This window comes from Metabacillus idriensis, assembly GCF_050483325.1.
In the GTDB taxonomy this organism is placed as follows: Bacteria; Bacillota; Bacilli; order Bacillales; family Bacillaceae; genus Bacillus_P; species Bacillus_P idriensis_A.
This window is the reverse complement of record NZ_JBCMYF010000011.1, coordinates 99,539-120,764: the sequence shown is the minus strand read 5'-3', so window position 1 is coordinate 120,764 and position 21,226 is coordinate 99,539. Positions and strand designations below refer to the sequence as shown.

The 21,226-nt window shown below is 41.3% G+C and carries 20 protein-coding genes; 7 read left to right on the top strand and 13 right to left on the bottom strand.

All coding sequences use genetic code 11. The features are described 5' to 3' along the window. Window positions 1-25 precede the first annotated feature (25 nt). From essB to ABEQ24_RS07590, 8 genes are all read right to left on the bottom strand, one after another. Entirely contained in the window at window positions 26-1,336 is a 1,311-nt protein-coding gene (essB, locus tag ABEQ24_RS07625; RefSeq protein WP_430006219.1) for a type VII secretion protein EssB, read from the bottom strand. A gap of 14 nt (window positions 1,337-1,350) precedes the next feature. Beyond that, a complete protein-coding gene (locus ABEQ24_RS07620) occupies window positions 1,351-1,590 on the bottom strand; it encodes an EsaB/YukD family protein (RefSeq protein ID WP_430006218.1) in 240 nt (79 codons plus the stop codon). Window positions 1,591-1,677: 87 nt separating this feature from the next. Beyond that, window positions 1,678-1,971: a WXG100 family type VII secretion target gene (locus ABEQ24_RS07615; RefSeq protein WP_223438755.1), complete on the bottom strand. Its 294-nt coding sequence runs from the start codon at window positions 1,969-1,971 to the stop codon at window positions 1,678-1,680. 353 nt (window positions 1,972-2,324) lie between these two features. Next, window positions 2,325-2,651 carry a hypothetical protein gene (locus tag ABEQ24_RS07610; RefSeq protein ID WP_430006217.1) on the bottom strand — a complete coding sequence of 109 codons (327 nt, stop codon included), beginning with the start codon at window positions 2,649-2,651 and terminating at the stop codon, window positions 2,325-2,327. A 12-nt stretch (window positions 2,652-2,663) separates the two neighbouring features. Next, on the bottom strand, window positions 2,664-4,610 hold the full coding sequence (locus ABEQ24_RS07605; RefSeq protein WP_430006357.1) for a DUF6792 domain-containing protein: 1,947 nt from the start codon (window positions 4,608-4,610) through the stop codon (window positions 2,664-2,666). 18 nt (window positions 4,611-4,628) lie between these two features. Further along, window positions 4,629-5,327 carry a hypothetical protein gene (locus ABEQ24_RS07600; protein WP_430006216.1) on the bottom strand — a complete coding sequence of 233 codons (699 nt, stop codon included), beginning with the start codon at window positions 5,325-5,327 and terminating at the stop codon, window positions 4,629-4,631. Between the two features lie 255 nt (window positions 5,328-5,582). Then, complete coding sequence (locus ABEQ24_RS07595) at window positions 5,583-6,878, bottom strand: Zn-dependent hydrolase (RefSeq protein ID WP_430006215.1); 1,296 nt, start codon at window positions 6,876-6,878, stop codon at window positions 5,583-5,585. 13 nt (window positions 6,879-6,891) lie between these two features. After that, the gene (locus tag ABEQ24_RS07590) at window positions 6,892-8,427 is read right to left on the bottom strand and encodes an AbgT family transporter (RefSeq protein WP_430006214.1); all 1,536 of its coding nucleotides are present in this window, start codon (window positions 8,425-8,427) and stop codon (window positions 6,892-6,894) included. Window positions 8,428-8,627: 200 nt separating this feature from the next. Here ABEQ24_RS07590 and ABEQ24_RS07585 point away from each other — a divergent pair, with 200 nt between their 5' ends. Further along, a complete protein-coding gene (locus tag ABEQ24_RS07585) occupies window positions 8,628-10,094 on the top strand; it encodes an alpha-amylase (protein ID WP_430006213.1) in 1,467 nt (488 codons plus the stop codon). Window positions 10,095-10,139: 45 nt separating this feature from the next. Here the strand turns inward: ABEQ24_RS07585 and ABEQ24_RS07580 are convergent, their stop codons facing one another. The 3 genes from ABEQ24_RS07580 to ABEQ24_RS07570 form a co-directional block, all read right to left on the bottom strand. Next, the gene (locus ABEQ24_RS07580) at window positions 10,140-12,356 is read right to left on the bottom strand and encodes a histidine kinase dimerization/phospho-acceptor domain-containing protein (RefSeq protein WP_430006212.1); all 2,217 of its coding nucleotides are present in this window, start codon (window positions 12,354-12,356) and stop codon (window positions 10,140-10,142) included. Continuing rightward, window positions 12,334-13,026, bottom strand: a complete 693-nt coding sequence (locus ABEQ24_RS07575) for a response regulator transcription factor (RefSeq protein WP_309193436.1) — start codon at window positions 13,024-13,026, stop codon at window positions 12,334-12,336. The genes ABEQ24_RS07580 and ABEQ24_RS07575 overlap by 23 nt, the downstream gene beginning before the upstream one ends. A 586-nt stretch (window positions 13,027-13,612) precedes the next feature. Next, the gene (locus tag ABEQ24_RS07570; protein WP_430006211.1) at window positions 13,613-14,221 is read right to left on the bottom strand and encodes a DNA-3-methyladenine glycosylase; all 609 of its coding nucleotides are present in this window, start codon (window positions 14,219-14,221) and stop codon (window positions 13,613-13,615) included. A 111-nt stretch (window positions 14,222-14,332) separates the two neighbouring features. Here ABEQ24_RS07570 and ABEQ24_RS07565 point away from each other — a divergent pair, with 111 nt between their 5' ends. From ABEQ24_RS07565 to ABEQ24_RS07555, 3 genes are read left to right on the top strand one after another with little or no spacing between them, the layout of a single operon-like run. Continuing rightward, window positions 14,333-14,659: an ArsR/SmtB family transcription factor gene (locus tag ABEQ24_RS07565; RefSeq protein WP_430006210.1), complete on the top strand. Its 327-nt coding sequence runs from the start codon at window positions 14,333-14,335 to the stop codon at window positions 14,657-14,659. Continuing rightward, window positions 14,640-15,095, top strand: coding sequence for an SRPBCC family protein (locus ABEQ24_RS07560; RefSeq protein WP_430006209.1), 456 nt, complete (start codon window positions 14,640-14,642; stop codon window positions 15,093-15,095). The genes ABEQ24_RS07565 and ABEQ24_RS07560 overlap by 20 nt, the downstream gene beginning before the upstream one ends. Window positions 15,096-15,116: 21 nt before the next feature. Continuing rightward, the gene (locus ABEQ24_RS07555; RefSeq protein WP_430006208.1) at window positions 15,117-15,509 is read left to right on the top strand and encodes an SRPBCC domain-containing protein; all 393 of its coding nucleotides are present in this window, start codon (window positions 15,117-15,119) and stop codon (window positions 15,507-15,509) included. A gap of 40 nt (window positions 15,510-15,549) precedes the next feature. Here the strand turns inward: ABEQ24_RS07555 and ABEQ24_RS07550 are convergent, their stop codons facing one another. Beyond that, a complete protein-coding gene (locus tag ABEQ24_RS07550; protein ID WP_430006207.1) occupies window positions 15,550-15,945 on the bottom strand; it encodes a DUF1761 domain-containing protein in 396 nt (131 codons plus the stop codon). Between the two features lie 21 nt (window positions 15,946-15,966). After that, on the bottom strand, window positions 15,967-16,911 hold the full coding sequence (locus tag ABEQ24_RS07545) for an AraC family transcriptional regulator (protein WP_430006206.1): 945 nt from the start codon (window positions 16,909-16,911) through the stop codon (window positions 15,967-15,969). Between the two features lie 159 nt (window positions 16,912-17,070). On the opposite strand from ABEQ24_RS07545, the gene ABEQ24_RS07540 reads away from it, so the two are divergent. The 3 genes from ABEQ24_RS07540 (at window position 17,071) to ABEQ24_RS07530 (ending at window position 21,183) form a co-directional block, all read left to right on the top strand. Further along, window positions 17,071-18,012 (top strand): Gfo/Idh/MocA family protein, encoded by a 942-nt coding sequence (locus ABEQ24_RS07540; protein WP_430006205.1) that lies wholly within the window; start codon window positions 17,071-17,073, stop codon window positions 18,010-18,012. Window positions 18,013-18,027: 15 nt separating this feature from the next. Next, complete coding sequence (pepT, locus tag ABEQ24_RS07535; RefSeq protein ID WP_430006356.1) at window positions 18,028-19,263, top strand: peptidase T; 1,236 nt, start codon at window positions 18,028-18,030, stop codon at window positions 19,261-19,263. Window positions 19,264-19,407: 144 nt separating this feature from the next. After that, on the top strand, window positions 19,408-21,183 hold the full coding sequence (locus ABEQ24_RS07530) for a metallophosphoesterase family protein (RefSeq protein WP_430006204.1): 1,776 nt from the start codon (window positions 19,408-19,410) through the stop codon (window positions 21,181-21,183). Window positions 21,184-21,226 lie beyond the last annotated feature (43 nt).

The window sequence follows — 21,226 nt, the reverse complement described above, 5'->3', positions numbered from 1 at the left end:
CAAATCACCTCCTGTTGCCAATCATTCAGTCAGAACCGGATTTTGCAGGAGCGGCTGGCTTTTTCTCTGCAGCTTTCGCCTGCTCAGCTGCTTCATTAGCCGCTTCTTCTGCTTTCTGCTGTTCTTCCACTTGCTCTTTCGCTTTCTGTTCTTCCTCTAGCTTCTGTTCTTCTTCTTTCTTCTGGGCTTCTTGTTCTTCTTTAAACTGTTTAATTTCTGCATCTGTTTTTTGAAGTTCCTGCTGTTTTTCTTCACTGTTCATTTCAGTATCCGCTTTTATTTGATCCTGGTATTTAATCAGTCCAAAAACAATCAGATCCCGATCCTCAAGATTTCTTGCAAGATCGAGAGCTTCTTTGGCCTCTCCTCTGCCAATATGAATCCAATACTCAAGGTACTGGGGATCTGATTGGAGGGTCAGCGTGTTTTGAACGCTTTCTTTTTGGTCTTCAGTTAAAGATTCATTCACTATGTATGACGATGCTAATTGAAATTTCACAACGTTCGGCATTTCACCTGTGCTGTAGCTTGAAAGGGTGCTGACCACTTCACTGTAATCATTTCCCAGGTAGTACTCATTTGTCTCTACAAACGCTTCTTGTTTAGGGTGCAGGGAGAAAAGGGAATAGGCTGTATAAACAAGTGCGGGAACAAGCAGCACAAGAAATCCGAGAGCTATGTACCGTGTAAGCTTCCATTTCTTTTCCGGAATGGATACCAGGGATGCATTCTTGTTATCGACTTCCCTCATGTTCGTTTCAATCAGGGTCAACAATTCAGAATAAGTTGCTGCTGAAAGCAATTCCCGGGATACTTGAGAAATATCTAACGTTTCGCTGAATTTCAAATACTGTTCAAATGAATAGTTGGAATCGACAGCAGCTGCAACACAGGCTTTCAGTTCCTGCAAAAGCCTGTCACTGTCCTGTTCATAAGGAGGAATGCTTTCCATTACGCCGTAATGAAGAAAATAGGGCGTAAGGCTTTGATCAAAAGAAATGTTTTCAGGACACACAATCAGATGAAGCCTCGAAAAGGAATGGTTTTTCACCTTTTTTACCAGCTGGTAGGAAAAATTCCACTTGCTTCGCTCTTCTTTTTTATTTAAACTGGAAAAACCCAAATAAGTTTCAGGCGGCTGAACATGAACCCTTAATTCATCTTCAGTCAGAGTAATTTCCCGTTTAATGGATGAATCCATTTCTTTCAGCATTTCGATTTCTGCTGCTTGATCCAGTTTCACTTTTTCTGTTTGGAAGATGAAGGTATAGCCATCTTCCTTCATTATGACAGCCTCAAGCTGCTGTTCTAAATAGGTCTGTTTTTTTTCTGACATTGAGAAAGACTCCTTCATAGGATTTCAAAACGATCTCCTGTTGTAATTCCGCATTCTACAAGCTTATGGCTGCCTGATAGGACAATCTGCTTATTGGGAACGCGCACCCAATACCCTTCTCGAGGTGGGTCAGAAATGCATCTTGCCTGCCATACGATATCTATTACTTTTTTCACAGAGTGATAATTTGATAGACGCAGATCAAATGTTTCTCCTGTGTAATGCTTCAAATCGATTGTCACTTCAATATACATGCCTTTTCACCTCAAAAATGAAGAAGCGCCGTCATCTGATTTAGAATGGGCGCTCCTTTCTGCACTTCATTAGATTGTCAGATCCTATTAACCGCGGATTTGGCCTGCAATGTTTGCATCAGCCTCTTGAAGAGCGTGTGCTGTCTTCTCTAATTGTCTTGAAATATCTTCTACTAAATGCTGCATGTCAACGAAAGAAGGCTTAAGCTGTTCGTATTGATCTCTGAAAGCGTTGCTTGCTTCCCCTTCCCACATAGCCTGCAATTGGCCGATCATGCTGTCAAGGCGGCCGATCAAAAGACCAAGCTCTCCACCCTCATTGTTATAACGTTTTGACATATCGACAAGTTCAGCAGGGGTAACGCGAATAATTCCTGACATTTTCATCTCTCCTTTTACACGAATTTACATTAATTGTATAAACAAAGACCATGAAGGTCAATTGTTACTTCTAGAATACTAGTAAAATGGTACATTCTATCTACATATATGCAATAGAGGAAGATTATTACTAGATTTCTCGATCCCGTTAATATTTACCCATTTAATTTATCCACAAAACCTATAATAAGGAAATTTTTAATAAAATTTACCATACATTTAAGGTGATAGTCCCGTTCTTGATTCCCGGGTTATTTGTAATGGACCATCCAGGTGAATTTTGGAGGATATGTTATATTTATGATGAAAAACAGTGATTTTTGTAGAATAGTGATTGTCTCCGTGAATTTTTCTTATCCAATCGATTCCTTCTTCTCATATCGAATGGTCAAATATTGAGCATTCATGTCATTTACAAAATTGGAATATTGATTCGCAAGCATATGATTGCTGTAAGTCTGCTGGCTGATGACTGCTTCATTTTCAGACAGAAGCTTGGTCAGCTGGGTGGAGATTTGATCAATAAACTCTGCCGTACTGCCCGCAAGCTCCATTCTGATCATATTAGAAAGCTCAACACCTGCTGAACCAAGCGATTCAAGCTGGAAATTGAGATGATCCGCTTTGTATCTTAAATCCTTGGCAGAATCAAACACGTGCTCCTTATAAAGCTGGTTCACACTCATTCCTCCTTATCTGAGATCAAATATAGAAGCAATGTCCTTTTCTTCTTGAAACATCTTTTCAATGGACGTCTTTATGGAAGAAATGAGTTTTCTCCCTTTATCGAACTGATCCTGAAAATGATGAACCGTTTCATTTAAACGGTCTGGGAAGGCTGAAGGCAGCGCTTGAATTTGTTCATGAACATGAATGCTTTTCACTTCATATCCGTTTCCTATGTCAAGCAGCTTGTGATAAGAACGCGGATTAGATTCCATATCATGAATCCGGCTCAGAAGATTTCCTTTTCTTCTCTCATAATCTTCAAAAAAAGCAGTCTCAAAAGCTCTCTGATATCTTCTCAGAACAGCCTCCTGCTCATCATATGAATCCATTCCTGATTGATAAATTCTCACGGCTGAAGAGAGATTCACTTCAATTTTCTGTCCATGCCCGCCGGTTTTAAAGATTAAGAGACTTCCGCCTTCATAACGCCTGCCTTTTTTAGCAAGTGCATTGGAAACCTGCTGAAGACTGTGCCCCTCTACAGCCTCGCCAAATTCCAGCTTTGCCTCCCCGATGATGGCTTTGATGGTATCGAAACGCCCGAAAAGCTGCTTGATTTTAGCATCGATTGCATCAAATTGATCTTTAAGAGCAAACAATTTTTGAACAAAGTCTATAGGATTAAGTGTGAGAAGCCCATCCATCGCTGTCAAATCTGCAAAACTTCCAATCAAGCTCTGGATTTCCTTTACATCCTTCTCCATACCTTTAAGTTCATGCACGATAAGGTCAATTTCCCCACTCGTCAGATCAGTAAAAATACTCAACAGGACTGGAAGATTTTTGATCAACTGCGGCAGCTGCATCGCAAAGTCTTTAAGATTAACAGCAATCTCGTCAAACTTTTTGACCGTCTCAAAAACAGCTTCAGCAGCTTCAACTGGATGATCCGTTATGCTGATATTGGTCCAAGTGTCTTTTAGTTCCTGTAAAAACACCAAATCAATGCCAGTCATCGCTTTGATTAAGCCGTTATAACCTCCCGTTTTATACGCGGGCGCATACTTCACCAGGAACTTTTGCATCTCATACAAATCTTCATCTGATAGATTGTTGATTCTTTCACGTATGCTCTCAAAATCCGGATCTGAATCCAGCACTGTCCGGCTTCCTAAATCAAGAAAACCACGGATATCTGAGGCTGCAAACAGCATGTCTTCTTCATTGGTGAGGTGGTGAATGTTTTGGCCTTTTTCTTTGTAGTAGTTTTCGGCAAATGCTTTTAGTTCTGCTGGGGGGATAGTGTAGATTTCATCAAATGAATTTGGATTAAGATCAAATCTTAAAAATAGTTTTCTTCTAAAGCTGCTATCAATTAAAGCTAGTTGATAGGCACTTGGTGGTGCATCGTTAAAAGCATATACCTTTTCAAATGATCTATTCATTAAAGAAATCATCTGAATTAAATTTCCACCTAATGAGTGACCAAGTCCATATTTTTTATTTTCAATTTCTATATGATGCGACTTAACATTTTCTTCCACATATTTACTTACTAATGAATCAAATAACTTCGCATCCCTGTATTGATTACTCTCTTTACCCGCATAAATACCTAACGAATTGTAAATCCAGTCTAATGGATCGCCTTTTTCTTCATTATCATCTAAACTTTCTCCATTCTCGCTTCCTCTAGTAATAACGTATGTCTGATTAATTCCTTTTTCCGCATCATAAAAATGAATAGCTGTACCATCAAAACCAGAATCTTTGCCTTCATTTTTTAGTTCCTTAAATTCTTTAAGAGAATCTGTACGGAAGATTTCAATGTTACTAGGTGGACTTTTACCCGTTTCCTCTATTATGATTTTTCTAACTTCTTCTACAGTGAATTTTTTTTCACCGCAATATTCAAGCTCAGTCAGCCTAACCCGGAGAATGTCACTATTCAGAACTTCTTCGTTTTGCATTGGTTTCACCTCTAAAACCTACTTTGTAAAATCAATTGACTTCATGATCAACAATGCATTTTCTTCTTCACTCTTCACATCAATTTTACAAGATTGATCTGCGTCCATACATGTAACCTCATAAAAGAATTGAATTCCTTTTTCGTTCTTTTGTGATTGGATGTATCCAAAATACCCATAAAAATCTGCTTTCTTTTTTATCTCTGTATCATTTATTGTTTGAGAACCTTTACCGTAATAGATAAGGTTTTCTCCATTATGAATCTTTTCAAAAGATGTTTCATATCCTGCATGCTCTGATAACATATCTAAGTTAAATTCAATATTTTTAGTGGTAGGTTTGTCTTCATAGGTAATAGTTACATATCTTGATAGGTTGTTTTCCTTTACGCCTTCGCCAAAGTTAAATGTTTCAAAAAAGTCTTCTTGAGAGTCATAGGATGTGGATGATATAGCTGCATTCACAGGAAACAGCATCGTATAGCCCTTTGTCTTTGATTCAAATGTATAATACCCTTCTTCAACCTCTTCGCTTGAAGCCATAAATTCCCGTGTAAATTCATCTTTAAAGGCTTCTGTTTCCGGCAGAGTTGAAGCATCTATTTTACCGTTTCCTTTTTCTTTGCTCATTCCGCAACCCCCAGTAAAGATCAGCATAAAAACCAGACCAAGCTGTATTATTTTTTTCAATGGATAGGCTCCTTTCGGATATCTCATATGTAATCCACCTTATTACTACCACATTTTCCCACCGATGTTCAATATGAAACCAGAATAATAAAAAAATCACTACTAAATACATGAGAGTAATTACTCATTTACTTTTAAACAATTTCTAAATTTCGAGCGATGTTGTTGTTTTATCTTTTCTTAAATAACAGGTATGACCTTTTCTATTTGATTCAGACAATAAAAGATCCTCTCCCCATTTTGCGGGAGAGGATTCTTGGATTTGGGTCATTGATTTCCTGACTACCTATTTGCAAGCTGTTCAAGCGAATCTTTCATCACCTGCACCCCTTTGATGCAGTCCGGAAGAGACGTCCATTCTTCAGGTGAATGGCTTTTTCCGTTCAAACTTGGCACAAATACCATGCCTGATGGCACGTATTTTCCGAGTGTCATTGCATCATGACCGGCTCCGCTTGGGAGAGAGAGCGACGTCAGTCCACTCGCTTCGGCAGAGGTTTGGATAACTTCCCGGATATGGTCCGGAACAATCACAGGCGCGATATTAATGCCGGCTTTTATATCGACCGCAACTCCTCTTTCCTTTGAAAGGTTCACTGCTTCATCTTTTAAGGAGGCAATCAAGGCATCTCTTGCTTTCAGGTCAATATCCCTTGCATCGACAATGACCTCTGTTTTGCCGGAAATAACGTTCGTTCCATTTGGAAAAACATTTATTTTCCCAACCGTTGCAACAGCTGTTGGGCTGAACCTTGAAGGTGCCTGCTCCACTTTTAGAATAAACTCTGCTGCGGCAGCCAGTGTATCTTGCCGGAATTTCATCGGCGTGTTGCCTGCGTGATCCGTTTCACCGATAAACGTATAGGACGTCCAGGAAGGTCCTGCAATCCCGCTCACAATACCGATATCTTTCCCTTCCGATTCAAGGCGCCTGCCCTGTTCTATGTGAAGTTCAAGAAAAGCATAAATATCCTCTGGTTTTCTGAATGAATCCTGCACTCGCTCCGGATCATGCCCGCAGCGTACCATTTCATCGTACAGAACGTTGTCCTGATCATCATTAAACAATTTGAAATCTGCTGCACCAACTTCACCCATCATAACGCGGCTTCCAAAAATGCCGTTTTTAAACCGTGCTCCTTCTTCGTCCACAAAAACGGCAAGCTCAATGGAACGCTTCGGATTCTCTTCCTTAGAGGCAATGGCCTTGATGGCAAGCAGACTGCTTAAGCATCCGAGCGGGCCGTCAAATGCACCTCCATTTGGAACACTGTCCAAATGAGAGCCTGTCATGACGACAGGAAGCTCTCTCGATGTTCCTTGAAGTGTGCCAAATAAATTGCCGATTGCATCTTCTCTGACTTCAAGACCAGCTTCAATCATCCAGGCTTTAAAAACTTCTTTTGCTTCTTTCTCTTCCTTTGTATAAGGAAACCTTGTGATTCCGCCTTCAGGCGTTTTTCCTATTTCAAAAAGGACGGATAGTTTATCAGCCAGTTCTGTCGGATCAATTCCTTCATAAGAAGGACATTGATCCAGTTCTTCAATCAATCGTTCTTTTGAAAATACAGCACCCATAAGCTGCCTCCTTCTAGTCTAAGTGGATATCTGCTCCAGGACCGAGCGGGATTCCGAGATAATACCAGGCGATAAAGAACAAAATCCATGCAATGCCAAAGAAAATGGTGTATGGAAGCATGACGGAAATCAGTGAGCCAAGTCCCATATTCTTATCAAACTTCTTAGCTCCTGCAAGCAAAATAGCAAAATACGCAAACATCGGCGTAATTGGATTTGTAATTGAATCACCAATCCGATAGGCAACTTGCGTAAATGCCGGGTCATACCCGAGAAGCATGAACATTGGAACAAAGACCGGACCTACAATGGCCCATTTAGCGGAAGCACTTGCGATAAAGAGATTGAGAGTTCCGCAGAATAAGATAAATCCTATTAATAGAGGCAAGCCTGTGAGTCCAAGACCTTTAAGCAGATCCGCTCCAGAGATGGCCATTATAATCCCTAAATTACTCCAGTTAAAATAGGCAATAAACTGGGCCGCAAAAAAGGCAATTGCCATGTACATCCCCATCGTTCCAAGCGACTTTGCGATTTCCTGGGCGACATCCTTATCTGAACGGATCGATTTAACTGCAATCCCATATGCAAGTCCGGGAAATAGAAACAGGCCCATAATAATAGGAACAAGTGAGTTCATGAATGGTGAAGTAATGATTGCGCCGTCTTCGCCGCGGAGCCAGCCATTCTCTGGAACAATCGTTAGTGCTATTAAGATTAGGAATGAGAGTGTTGCTATTCCAGCCCATCTAAGTCCTTTGGATTCTTCAGGTCCAAGCTTTTCCATCGGCATGCGGGGACCTTTATATTCAGGCAGCCTTGGTTCAACGATCTTTTCCGTGACCCATATGGCAAGCGGCACAAAAAACACACAGGACCCAGCTAAAAAATACCAGTTCATTGCAGGATTGGTCTGAAAATCAGGATCGACAATTTCTGCTGCGGATTGTGTAAATCCTGCTAAAAGAGCATCAAGCATATTGACGATCAGATTGGCACTGAATCCGCCTGCAACAGAAGCATATGCGACAACCATCCCCGCAATCGGGTGTCTGCCAACACTCATAAATACAAGTGCCGCGATAGGAGGCAGTACGATAAAGCCGGCATCTCCTGCCATATTTGCAAGAAGTCCTGCAAAAACAATTGAAAAGGTAATAATCCCTTTTGGGGCTCCAAGAACAAGCTTTCTAAGCAAAGCAGAAATCAGCCCCACTCCCTCAGCAAGCCCTACACCAATCATGGTAACAAGCACTAGTCCGAGCGGAGGAAATTCCGCGAAATTCTTCACCATATTCGTCATGATCTGCTGAAATCCATCCTTTGTCAGCAGGCTTACAGCTTCAACACTTTCTTTCGTTGCCGGGTTCTCAACCTTCACTTCAAACAAGGAAGCAATATGAGATGCAAGAATGACGATGACGGCGAACAGAATAAATAAGGTAACGGGATCAGGCAGTTTATTTCCTGCTTTCTCTACACCGTCAAGCATGCGATTAAATAATCCCCTGTTTTTCCTGTTTGCGGCTGCTGCTGTGTTTGGTTCCATAGACATTCTCATCTCCTTTAACTGAATTTTTTAATATTTCTCATTATAAAGAGTTCTGTTTATTTCGCAACCCGTCATTCTTTAATGAAAACGCTTAAACTTATAAAGTGTTGAATTTTTTAAAAATTCCGCTTCAATTTCTGTTATTAAGGGTAGAAAGTAGGATAACAGAAAGAACACACTGAAAAGGGGAAATCGGGATGGAAAAGAATCACACAATGATGCAGTTTTTTGAATGGCATGTAAGACCTACTGGAACACATTGGAACAGGCTGAAAAAGGTAGCGCCGGAGCTTAAGGAAAGAGGCATTGATTCCATTTGGATTCCTCCCGTTACAAAAGGCCAGTCCGGAGATGATGTCGGATATGGTGTGTATGACTTATATGATCTTGGAGAGTTCAATCAAAAGGGTTCTGTCCGCACTAAATACGGTTTGAAGAAGGAATTACTTGCTGCTATTAAAGCCTGTCACGACAACGGCATTGCCGTTTATGTGGATCTGGTCATGAACCATAAAGCAGGAGCAGATGAGACGGAATTATTTAAAGTGATTGAAGTAGACCGCGAGGACCGGACGGAAGAATTATCCGAGCCGATTAATATTGAAGGCTGGACAAAATTCAACTTCCCGGGACGAAAAGGAAAGTATTCATCCTTTGAATGGAATTTTGAGCATTTCAACGGGACAGATTACGATGCGAAAAACGATAAAATCGGCGTCTTTAAAATTGTCGGTGACAATAAAGACTGGAATGAGAATGTTGACGCGGAATTTGGAAATTATGATTACTTAATGTTTGCGAACATTGACTATGATAATGAAGAAGTTCAGGATGAAATGATTTCATGGGGCAAGTGGCTTGCAGACACGCTGCAGTGTGACGGATACCGCCTTGATGCCATTAAACATATCAATCATGAGTTTGTACAGAGATTTGCTGAAGAGCTTTATGAAGACCGCGGAGAAGATTTCTTTTTTGTAGGCGAGTTCTGGAAGTCTGATTTAAAAGAATGCCAGAGTTTCCTTGATAAGATTGACTACAAAATGAGTTTATTTGATGTGTCCCTTCACTACAAGCTTCATGAAGCATCCATGGAAGGAAATGATTTTGATCTCTCCACAATCTTTGAGGATACCCTTGTCGGCTCCCATCCCGAGCATGCCGTCACATTTGTTGATAATCATGATTCCCAGCCTGATGAGGCCCTCGAATCATGGGTAGAGGACTGCTTTAAGCAAAGTGCCTATGCCCTGATTCTTCTGAGAAAGCAGGGATATCCATGTGTATTCTATGGCGATTACTACGGCATTGACGGAGACAATCCAATTGACGGTAAAAGAGAAGCGATTGATCCCCTCCTTTATGCAAGACAGACAAGAGCCTATGGTGAGCAGGAAGACTACTTTGACCATCCGAATACAATCGGCTGGGTAAGACGCGGAGTGGATGAGTTTGAGCGTTCCGGCTGTGCTGTTGTCATTTCAAATGGCGACGAAGGAGAAAAACGGATGTGTGTCGGCGAACATCATGCAGGTAAGGTATGGGTGGATTTAACCGGTACCCGCGAAGAGCATATTACCATTGAAGATGATGGTTTTGCGACGTTCCCTGTAAACGGCCAGAGCGTTTCTGTCTGGGCCCGTCCGGATGAAGATGTTGAATAAGCAAATACTAAAAGCAGGTTCCCTTGGTACGGAAACCTGCTTTTTTTAATCAGCGTCCAGGATGATGGTTACTTTAAATAAATCTCCGTCCACATCAATCTCAAGCCGCCCTCCGTGAAGCTCAACAATCGATTTGGCAATTGTAAGACCGAGCCCGGAACCTTCTGTATGACGCGAGGAGTCTCCGCGTTTAAACCGTTCAAATAGTTCATCTGTATTTTCGCTGAGCTCATACTTGGTGACATTTTTAAAAGAGATCATGACTTGCTCCCCGATTTTTTTAACGGAAAGGTACACTCTCGTATTCTCTAAAGAATACTTAAGAATATTGCCAATCAAATTCTCAAACACTCTCCACATTTTTTGTCCGTCTACGACTGCAATAACAGGTTCATCCACATGAGTCACCCTGAACTGCAGGGAAGACTGGCTGATGGCTTCATTGTATTCAGCTAGCGCCTGCTGCAGGAGCTGGGCAATATCTGCGTTTTGTTTCATTAACTCAATATTGCCGCTCGCCATTTTTGAAGCTTCAAACAAATCATCAATCAGGATTTTCAAACGCTGTGATTTTCGGTCGACAATTTCCACATAGGAAGCTCTTTCCTCTTCTGAGAGAGCAGGATTTTTCAGTAATTCTGTGTAGCTGATTATAGAGGTAAGCGGTGTTCTAAGATCATGGCTGACATTTGTGATCAGCTCCGTTTTCAGGCGTTCGCTTTTCACCTGCTTTTGCTGTGAGGTTTTCACCCCATGCTTCAGAGCATTCATATTCGAAGCCAGTGTGGAAAGGGCCGTTTTCCCTTTTACCGGCAGGTCTGTTTCCAGATTGCCGAGCATGATGTCATTTGAATTCGCCACAATTTTATTAAAATAGCCAATTCGTTTGAACATAAACAGGACAACCGGAAGGCCAATGAGCAAAAAAGCAGGAAAGTAGATGAGCAGGAACGCGGGCTGAACAATCGCTGCTGCCGCTCCAACCCCAAAGCAGAAAACAATGCCGAGCAATATCAAAAGCTGAATGCCTACCTTCTGAATCAGAAAAGCGTCTGCCACAGCCTTAGCAATCTTGTAAAGGACTGTTGTTTTCCATTCTGCCTTGAAATGGCCCTCTGTTTTAAATAGGTGTATGAGAAGGACTGCCTGAACGATGAGTGCTGCGATAAACAGCGTTCCAATCATTAAAAAGATAAACGAATAGAGCCATTCGTATCCATACCGGAACGGATAATAGTCGATCACTCCGAACATGCAGATAATGCTTCCTATAAACGATATGCCGGTGAAGAGTATTCTCACATCCAGAGGCAGGCGGATGTACACTTGCGCCCACTTGCTTTTCAAAACAGGTTCAAACCTCGGACGTCTTCTTAGAAGGAAAACACTGATGAAAAGAGCTGCAAGGCCGCTGAGTGAATGTCCGTAATAGAGAGCCTGTGATTTTTGAAAATCCCGGAATTCAATCATGGTTTCGCTGTCTGCTGGTGCATTTTTTGACAGGGCGATTTGTCCGGTGAATCTTATTTCCTCTCCGCTGATAAGATCCTCGGTGATATCACTGCTTCCAAAATAATGAAAACCATCAGTTGAATAGATATAGCCTCTTGACCCCGAATAATTTTCTATATAGTACATGTCCTTTTGATTGATAAACTCCTTTGGATCATCTTTCTCAGACATTTGCAAGTTGGTATGAACTTCTTTGGAATCGGTGCTTTTCAAGTAATAAACAAACTCATTTTTATTTGCTTCATATTCAGACTTAGGATACTTATAGGTTTCTTCAAAGAATTCATCAATTTTCTTTTCTTTTTCTGCGATAACCTTTTTTCGGACATGCTCATCATCTTTAAAATTCAACGTGATGTCTGCAATTTTTTTATTCTTTTCTTCCGTCAGCACTTTTTCAACTTCGCTGTTTCCATTTTCCTTAGCAGCGAAAATTTCTTCTTCATACTGACTTTCTATGTTCATGATCTGGTCGGATAATCTTCCGTATCTATATCGGTGTTCTTCAATTTCCTCTGCTGATACGGTTATCTTTTCCTTGGCTTCTTCTTTAGTCATGCCGTTCAATTCATATAAGCTTAAAAGATTCGTAAAGTAATTTAGCCGTTCTTGAAATTCGACAGACTGAAAATAATTTTTAAATAAGTACCTGTCTCCATTGGCAGCACCTGAAAAGAGACCGCTGATGCCATACGTCAGCAGCATCATGATGAGAAAAAACGTCAGACTACTTTTCCATTTTGTACCCAATACCCCATACCACCTTTAAATATCTCGGATTTTTAGGATCAATCTCAATTTTTTCTCTGATTTTGCGAATATGGACGGCAACGGTTTTTTCTGCGTTGTAGCCGGGCTCGTTCCATACCCTTTCATAGATTTCATTGATTGAAAACACGCGGCCAGCGTTCAGCATCAGCAGCTCGACAATGCTGTATTCAATGCGTGTCAGTTTTACGCTCTCGCCATGCACCGTCACTTCTTTCGCTGTTTGATCAAGGGTAAGACCATTCAGATCTACGGTCTTTTTCACGCCTTCGTATGTACCAAGCGTCACATATCTCCTAAGCTGGGATTTCACTCTGGCAATCAGCTCCATCGGATTGAACGGCTTTGTCACATAATCATCTGCGCCGACCTGAAGGCCCAGTATTTTGTCTGTATCTTCACTCTTTGCACTCAGGATAATAATTGGGATGTTCTTTTTCTCACGGATTTTAAAAGTGGTTGAGATGCCGTCAAGACGGGGCATCATGATATCAAGCAGAATTAAATGAACAGCGTGCTCATTCAGTTTTTCAAGAGCTTCTATTCCGTCTTTCGCTTTTATCACAGTTATATTTTCATTCTTTAAATAGATTTCAATCGCATCGCGGATTTCTTTATCATCATCTACTACTAAAACGTTATAAGTTGTCATTTGCTCACACTCCTTTCAAAAGTATATCTGACTCGGGCTGATATCTATAGTCTAATAGGAAATTCTTAACTCCTTGTCTGTGTAATGTTTAAGAATTTCTTAATTTTTAAAAGAAAAGCGGAAACGCCCGTTTAGCGCAGGCAGACAGATAAGGATCCGCCAGTAAAGGCGCTTTTTGCCTTTACTGGCGGATCCGTTCTGGCCGAGGAGTTGGGCGATGGAGCTAGACATCGAAGCGCAAAATTTTATACTTTCTTATCTTGTAAGAAAAGCGGAAACGGCTGTTCAGCTTCAATATGCCAACTTCTAGTCTTTTCATAAGGCTTTTTTCGCATAGATTGTTATTTTCCATTTAAATGTTGTCCGTTCCTTTCCGCTGCAGGAACTTGCTTTCCGCGGGGAGCATGGGAGCCTCCTCGGCTTTTTGCCTGTGGGGTCTCCCAATTTGCTCTATTTCCCGCAGGAGTCAAGTTCCTTCCGCTGCAATCCACTTATGATTTTTAACATTTAATCCAATAGCAACAATATTTACGAAAAGAGCCTTTCATAAAAAATAACCCTTACTTTAAAGGGCTATTCAAAGAAACTATTTTATTATGTTGTTCTTCTTCGTACCCGACACAAACCGGTTCCCGCTTACCCAGAATCTCCATGGATATTCTCTGGCTTCACCGCTGTTGTCGATTCCAATTCGCGGTCCTGCAGCTGTAAATTCAGGCTCATTGCCTTCTGCTATATACAGGGGCGCCTCCCATAAAGGACGTCCATAATCTTCTTTTACAATCCCCAATGCTTTCGTCAGTTTCCCGGGACCATTTGTCAGTTCCTGCTCTCTTTTGACTGGACCGCGCCTTTGGTACATCAGTTCCAGCCCTTCTACCGGCTCTACCCCTCTTATTAAAATTGCTTCAGGAGAATCAATCGCTCCGCTGACAACATTTACAAGACAGTGTGTATGCATGACATATGTATAGGTATAGCCGGCCGGTCCAAACATGACTTCTGTTCTTGCCGTTCTCCGGTTGTTGAAGCTGTGGGCAGCCTGATCGCCTGGTCCTATATAGGCTTCTGTTTCAACAATGATTCCTGCAGCAATACCCTCGGCTGTTTCTTTAACTAAAATCTTTCCAAGCAAAGCTTGAGCTAGTTCAATTGTGGGCATATTGAAAAAGGACGAATGGACAGGCTTATTCATATGGTAATCACCTCTGTTCATACTCAGTTTTTTCTACCTTTATTTTAGACGAATCATAGAAAAATTTAAATTTAAGTTTACACTTAATTAAGTTTGTGCTAAATTAATTGCATGATCGAAAAAATAATTCATGCCATTTCAGAACCAAACCGCAGAGAAATTTTACATCTCGTTCATGAAAAAGAACTTACTTCAAGTGAAATTGCATCGAAATTTAATATTTCTGCACCAGCTATTTCACAGCACCTCAAAGTTCTTGAGAAATCCGGGCTCGTTCATGTCCGAAGAGCAGGAACAAAACGGTACTATGGAATCAGAAGGGAAGGATTTAAGGATATCAAGCATTACATCGACCGTTTTTGGGATGATCGACTGCTTCTTTTAAAAGAGGCTGCCGAAGAAGAAGAAAGGAGAAATAATGAGCGTTCAGATGAATGAATCCATTCGAAAAGAAATCTTTATTAAATGTCGCCCCGAAACTTTATTCTCGTTTTTTACAGACCCAGATAAAATGGTTCGCTGGATGGGCAGCCACATTTTGCTGGATCCCAGTATTGGCGGAAAATACCGGATTGACATAAATGGCACAGACATAGCAATGGGAGAATATTTAGAAATTAGTCCTTATGAGAAAATCGTCATGTCGTGGGGATGGGAAAATCTCAAAGTTCTCCCGCCAGGATCGAGCACACTGGAATTTAAACTGATTCCTAAAAATAACGGCACACTGCTGGTGCTGACGCATTATGACCTGCCGGATGAAAAAATCCCTACTCATATAGAAGGATGGGTCCATTACATGACTAGACTTTTATCACTTGCTGAAGGTCATGATCCAGGAATAGATCCTTGGTCTATCCTTGACAAAAATTAATGAAAATGGAGGAACAAAAAAATGAATAATACTGTCATTCATCAAGAGATCAAATTCAATACAGATGCAAAAAAAATATATGAAGCTCTTACAGATTCTAAACAATTCAGTGAATTATCCGGAGGAGCTCCTGCAGAGATCCACCCAGAGGCTGGCGGTTCATTCTCCTTATTTGGCGGCATGATAAGCGGCAGAAATATTGAACTCATTCCAAATAAGAGAATTGTACAAGCATGGCGTCCAGGAAATTGGGAAGAGGGTCTCTATTCAATCGTCAAAATAGAATTCATTGAAAAAGGATCAGAAACGATTTTAATGTTTGACCATACTGCCTTCCCTGAAGAGCAGCGTGAACATCTTGATGCAGGCTGGCACGCAAACTACTGGCAGCCGCTTCAAACCTATCTTTCATAAAGAAAAAGGGAGAGCGCTCTATGCGCTCTCCCTCTATTTTTCAACCCCAAATAGCATGCAGGATTCCCAGCAGCGAAAACGCAATGACATGATCCAGCACAGCTATTCCATAAACCTTTAAACCTGTTAATCCGAAGAGCGCATTTTTTAAATAGGCCAGCGCAAGCAGAATGCCAATGATTAATCCAGTCATCAGACCTGACATCACATCGTCCGCTCCAATTGAATGAATGATGATTGCGATTAAAAATGAGCTTAGAAATGCAACAGCAGCAGATCCCGCATACTTTGCGGAATCTTTTACTTCACTTGGATTCATTCGCGTCCATGTCTTTCCAAATAAAAATGGAGAATAGTATAAAGCTCCAAATGCCATATACAAGAATCCTCCTGCAATGACAGCTAAAAAGTTCAAATCCATTAAATTGATGATCACAATAAAACCTCACTCTCGTATTTATTTTGGCTCAATTTCAAGTGCAATGGCTGTAATTTTACAGTCCAGTTCAAAGGTTCCCGCTCTTGGTACGATCTGAACAAGCTCGATGGGATTGCCCAAATAACGGTAGCCGCTTTTTGGCAGCCAGAAGCTGTACAGTTCTGAATAAGATTCAATCAGCAGTTTCCGATTGCTGTAATCAACCGGTTCCTCAAACTCATACACCGCATATTTTCCGCCGTGAAAGGCTGACTTCTCATCCCCATCTCCAATACTGCCAAAATCATCAATAGAAATACAGCAGTCATAGCGGCACTTTTCTGCAGGAGTGATATAGGGGTTGTTCCTTGGGACACCAATCATCATGGTTTTCTCATGCAGCAGATCTCTTGCATGGCAAAACCGGTAGATGCTCTCCCACGTCTGTTCAATCTCTTTTGAATATTCCCCAAGACGATGTTTCAATACAATGGCACGTTCCGGCAATACCACTGTTTTTACTTTTGACAGGTCGACCCATTGAAATTCAGTGTACTCTCTTTTTTGATTTTCTTCTTTTCTTTTACTGCTATCTTGTTTAGATTTCTTGCTGTCCAGATAGACTCTTGGAAATTTCTCTAAGTATGCACCCTCACGCCAGGCTTTTGGGCTGTGCTGAAAGACTTCATGAAATGAGTATGTAAAATAAGACAGGGATGAAAAACCGCAGTCGATCGCAATTTCTGTTACAGGCTTTTCCGGTTCATAGATTAACGTATGTGCAGCCTTTTCAAGCCTGTGCCGCTTTACGTAATCTGCAGGTGTTTCCCCTGTAAATTCCGTAAAAAGACGATGAAAATGATAGGGAGAATAGGTAGAAACCTTTGCTAAATGAGCCAATGTTAATTTCAAATGCAAATTTTCTTCGATATAAGTTTGAACTCTTGAGATATGGGTGCGCTGCTCACGGTTATATTCAGTCATGCTCTTAACTCCAATACTTTTCTTTTTAATTGTCTCCTATTCAGGATACCAGATTATGTGTGGTCTCAGTCTTTCTCTTTTTCAAACGAATACTATGAATATACTAGATTTCTTAATATAATTAATTATCAGTTTTATTTTCAGAAAGGCGGATATTAAATGATCAAGGCAGCCATAATCGGATTAGGTGCAATTGGACAGCGATTAATAACGAATTTCACAGACCATCCGGATATTATGATTTCAGCTATATGTGACCGAAATGCTGAAGTTACACGTGAAACATCTGAAAGACTTGGAAATGCAGATTCTTTTACTGACCATAAAAAAATGCTTGAAGAAGCAGAAATCGATCTTGTTTATGTGGCCGTTCCACCCAAATTTCACCATCAAATAGTGACGGATGTGATTGCAAAGGACAAGCATGTCTTATGCGAAAAACCTTTGGCCAACACCTTGGAAGAAGCCGAAAGTCTTTACATACAGGCAAAAGAAACTGGAATCATCCATGCAATGAATTTCCCTTTGAATTATAGTGCCGGATGCAACACCTTTGCTTCCCTTATTAAAGAGGGGTATGTTGGAAAGTTTAAACGGATTGAGTTAAAGATGCATTTTCCGGAATGGCCGCGGCTGTGGCAGCAAAATGACTGGGTCGCAAGCCGTGAGCAAGGCGGATTTGTACTCGAAGTCGGTGTACACTACATTCAGCAAATTCAAAAACTCTTTGGACCTGTTCATGTTATGAATAAATCGGTTCAGTATCCCGAAGATCCAGCAGCTTCTGAAATTGGCATTCTCGCTCAACTGGAGCTGCAGGACGGCACGCCTGTCATATTCGATGGCTTGAGCCAAATTGCAGGAACAGAAGAAATCAGATTTACGGCTTATGGAACAGAAGGAACTCTGTCCTTGCTGAACTGGTCCGCCCTTGAAGGGGGCAGGCATGGAGAGTCTATTCAACAGATTGATGCAGACAGCTCACTTGCCAAATCTTTAATTGATGAGCTTGTAAAAGCGCTGAAAGGCGAAGAAGCTGAGATTATTGACTTTGAGGCAGGTTTTCAGGCACAGGATGTTTTGGAAAAATTAAGAGGGTAAGAAAGGTTGATAAAAATGAAAAATGAAATCATTGAACGATTTACTTCCTATGTAAAAATCGATACACAATCAAATGACAGCAGCGAAACATGTCCATCTACTGAAGGTCAGCTGACACTTGCACATCACCTTGTAAAAGAACTTACAGCAATAGGTTTAGAGGATGTGAGCATGGATGAGTTTGGTTATGTAATGGCCACTCTCCCATCTAACACAAAAAAACAGGTTCCAACAATCGGCTTTCTCGCACACATTGACACAGCAACCGATTTTACCGGAAAAAATGTGAATCCGCAGATTCATGAAAACTATGACGGACAGGACATCCAGCTGAATGAAGCAAGGCAAGTAACCCTGTCTCCAAAGGACTTTCCTAACCTTTTAAACTATAAAGGACATACATTGATTACAACAGACGGCACCACTCTTTTAGGCGCCGACAATAAAGCAGGAATTGCTGAAATCATGACAGCAATGGATTATTTGATCAAGCACCCTGAAATCAAACATGGGAAAATCAGAGTTGCTTTCACTCCTGATGAGGAAATCGGCCGCGGACCGCATAAATTTGATGTTGCTGCCTTTGATGCAAAATACGCCTACACAGTGGATGGCGGTCCTCTCGGCGAGCTGCAGTACGAAAGCTTCAGCGCAGCCGGAGCCTCTATAACCATTAAAGGAACCAACATCCATCCTGGAACTGCTAAAGGGAAAATGGTGAATTCTATTAAAATCGCAATGGAACTCCAAAACAAGCTGCCTGCTGAACAAGCTCCTGAGCTAACAGAAGGCTATGAAGGCTTCTTCCATCTTCTCTCTTTCAGCGGAGATGTTGAACAAACGAAGCTAAGCTACATTATCAGAGATTTTGATAAGGAAACGTTCCAGCAGAAAAAACAAATGATGGCCGCTGCTGTTGATGAATTGAAAGAGAAATACGGAAGCGAACGCATCATCCTTGAGATGAACGATCAATATTACAACATGCGCGAAAAAATCGAGCCTGTTAAACAAATCGTCGACATTGCATACAGTGCGATGGAAAACCTGGACATTCAGCCAATCGTTGAACCGATCCGCGGCGGCACAGATGGATCTCAGCTCTCCTACATGGGCCTTCCTACACCGAATATCTTCACCGGCGGAGAGAACTTCCATGGCAAATTTGAATATATTTCAGTTGATAATATGCAAAAAGCCATACAGGTTATTGTAGAGATAGCAAGATTATTTGAAAATGAGGCTGAATAATTGATTTAGAAGCTGACCTGAATTGGGTTAGCTTTTTTTATACCTAGCAAGCTGGTAAATTATTCATACTTAATCTTGTTATTAAAAATCCATATGCCCTTTACATTCACCTGCTATTCTTGCCTTGAAAAGGAGGCTTAACAAATGAAGAAAAGGGTTAACCGATTTATTCTGGCAGTACTTGCACTTACGCTTATGCCGGTTGCAGCATATGCAATTGATACACAGCCAAGCTCCTCTGGTGTAAGAGACGGGGGTATAGGCAACAGCACGCATTACTTGGACAGCGCACCAACGATTGCTGCAGATCCAAAAGTAAACCAAATCATTTCCCCTCTTTTTGGAACACCAGCTATCGAAAAGAAAGGCAAGACCCTGACAGTGAAAGTGGATAGCCAGGGAAAAGAAGCCGGAGAATGGAATGTCAAACTAAAACAAACCAACCATTCTTCACTTACTAAAGAATATGATCTGCCCGTTCAAAAGGCAGTATCAGGACAGTCTCATTGGAAAAAAAGCTCTTCCATCTATGATGTGACTGTTCAGATTCCGGCAGACGTGCCTGAAAAATTATACGATTTAGAAATATCCTTCACAGCGAACGGAAAGCGCATCACAGACAAACAGCCTCACTCCGTAAAAATAGTAGATGATTTTAAGAAAGATTTTACCTTCATTCATTTAACAGATACACATATTGGTTCACCAAGAAACCTTGGCGACCCGGAAGATCCTTCAGGAGTTGATCCGGCCATTGCAAAAGAAGCCGGAATGTGGGATGCTGACCCGGAAAAACGCTGGGCATACCTTCAAAAAGCCATTAAAGAAGTGAATCTTGCCAACCCTGATTTTGTGGTCGTAACAGGTGATTTAATGTATGGACAGATGAATCCGCAAGAATATATTTATGAATACGAAGAAACCTATAAAATGCTTCAAAAACTCAATGTTCCTGTCTATTTAGTACCTGGCAACCATGATTATTACGCCCAGGATGCAACACTTGCCGACGGAGCAAAATATTGGGAGCAATACTTCGGTCCGCAATATTTTTCATTTAATTACGGACCACTCGCACATTTCATCGGATACAATTCATTTGACTGGCATGAATTTGACCGCAGCGGCCATGGAACGGTTTCAGTTCCGACATGGGGAGGACAGATCCGAAAAGAACAACTGGATTGGATTAAAAAGGACCTGGCTGACAATGCGGCCAATGCTCCTGCAGGACAAGTAAAAGGGCTGTTTTCACATCATAATCCGCTATGGCGCGATCGTGATATCTGGCCGCAAAATGATGCAGAAGTACAAAAATACTGGAAAGAATATGATGCCCAGAATAATCCGCAAAACCTGGATACCTTATTACTTGGCGAAAAGCTCGGCATTAAATATGATCAGCAATGGCATGGGGAAAATGCTCATGAGCTCATTGACATCATGAAACAGAATCATGTTAACCTCAGCCTTCATGGCCATACACATATTGACAATGTTACAAAAGAAGACGGTATTCTCTATACAACGACAACTGCTGTTGAGCTGACCGGAAAACCATGGGTTGGATTCAGACAGTTCACAATGAAAGACGGGGAAATAAGCTCCTATCAGTATGATGACCTCGGTCACTCTACCCCGGTCTATCAAAATGGAGATACAAAAAGCGGAACCATGTCCTATGAAGCCACATATCAAACATCAAATAACGGACAGGCATCAACTCAGGAAGCAACGGTTACAAACCGCTTAAATAAACCTGTCACAGTGACAGTTCCATTTTATATGACTGCAGGGAATTACAGCGCTTCTGCAGGGAATGTCATTCAAAACTATCAGGCAGGAGATCAGCAGTATATCGAAGTCGAAATAACTGTTCCAGCTAACCAAACTGAGAAGATTTCTGTAGGAAGAGAATAGAATGCCTAAAAGCCTCCGAATGGTGCGGAGGCTTTTTTTACTG

Bases quoted from the DNA above. Each gene is read 5' to 3' on its own strand.
- ABEQ24_RS07530 (WP_430006204.1), top strand. From the start codon at position 19,408: ATGAAGAAAAGGGTTAACCGATTTATTCTGGCAGTACTTGCACTTACG.
- ABEQ24_RS07600 (WP_430006216.1), bottom strand. From the start codon at position 5,327: ATGAGATATCCGAAAGGAGCCTATCCATTGAAAAAAATAATACAGCTT.
- ABEQ24_RS07560 (WP_430006209.1), top strand. From the start codon at position 14,640: ATGAGCGTTCAGATGAATGAATCCATTCGAAAAGAAATCTTTATTAAA.
- ABEQ24_RS07565 (WP_430006210.1), top strand. From the start codon at position 14,333: ATGATCGAAAAAATAATTCATGCCATTTCAGAACCAAACCGCAGAGAA.
- ABEQ24_RS07605 (WP_430006357.1), bottom strand. From the start codon at position 4,610: ATGCAAAACGAAGAAGTTCTGAATAGTGACATTCTCCGGGTTAGGCTG.
- ABEQ24_RS07555 (WP_430006208.1), top strand. From the start codon at position 15,117: ATGAATAATACTGTCATTCATCAAGAGATCAAATTCAATACAGATGCA.
- ABEQ24_RS07540 (WP_430006205.1), top strand. From the start codon at position 17,071: ATGATCAAGGCAGCCATAATCGGATTAGGTGCAATTGGACAGCGATTA.
- ABEQ24_RS07590 (WP_430006214.1), bottom strand. From the start codon at position 8,427: ATGGAACCAAACACAGCAGCAGCCGCAAACAGGAAAAACAGGGGATTA.
- ABEQ24_RS07575 (WP_309193436.1), bottom strand. From the start codon at position 13,026: ATGACAACTTATAACGTTTTAGTAGTAGATGATGATAAAGAAATCCGC.
- pepT (WP_430006356.1), top strand. From the start codon at position 18,028: ATGAAAAATGAAATCATTGAACGATTTACTTCCTATGTAAAAATCGAT.
- ABEQ24_RS07615 (WP_223438755.1), bottom strand. From the start codon at position 1,971: ATGTCAGGAATTATTCGCGTTACCCCTGCTGAACTTGTCGATATGTCA.
- ABEQ24_RS07545 (WP_430006206.1), bottom strand. From the start codon at position 16,911: ATGACTGAATATAACCGTGAGCAGCGCACCCATATCTCAAGAGTTCAA.
- ABEQ24_RS07570 (WP_430006211.1), bottom strand. From the start codon at position 14,221: ATGAATAAGCCTGTCCATTCGTCCTTTTTCAATATGCCCACAATTGAA.
- ABEQ24_RS07620 (WP_430006218.1), bottom strand. From the start codon at position 1,590: ATGTATATTGAAGTGACAATCGATTTGAAGCATTACACAGGAGAAACA.
- ABEQ24_RS07595 (WP_430006215.1), bottom strand. From the start codon at position 6,878: ATGGGTGCTGTATTTTCAAAAGAACGATTGATTGAAGAACTGGATCAA.
- essB (WP_430006219.1), bottom strand. From the start codon at position 1,336: ATGTCAGAAAAAAAACAGACCTATTTAGAACAGCAGCTTGAGGCTGTC.
- ABEQ24_RS07585 (WP_430006213.1), top strand. From the start codon at position 8,628: ATGGAAAAGAATCACACAATGATGCAGTTTTTTGAATGGCATGTAAGA.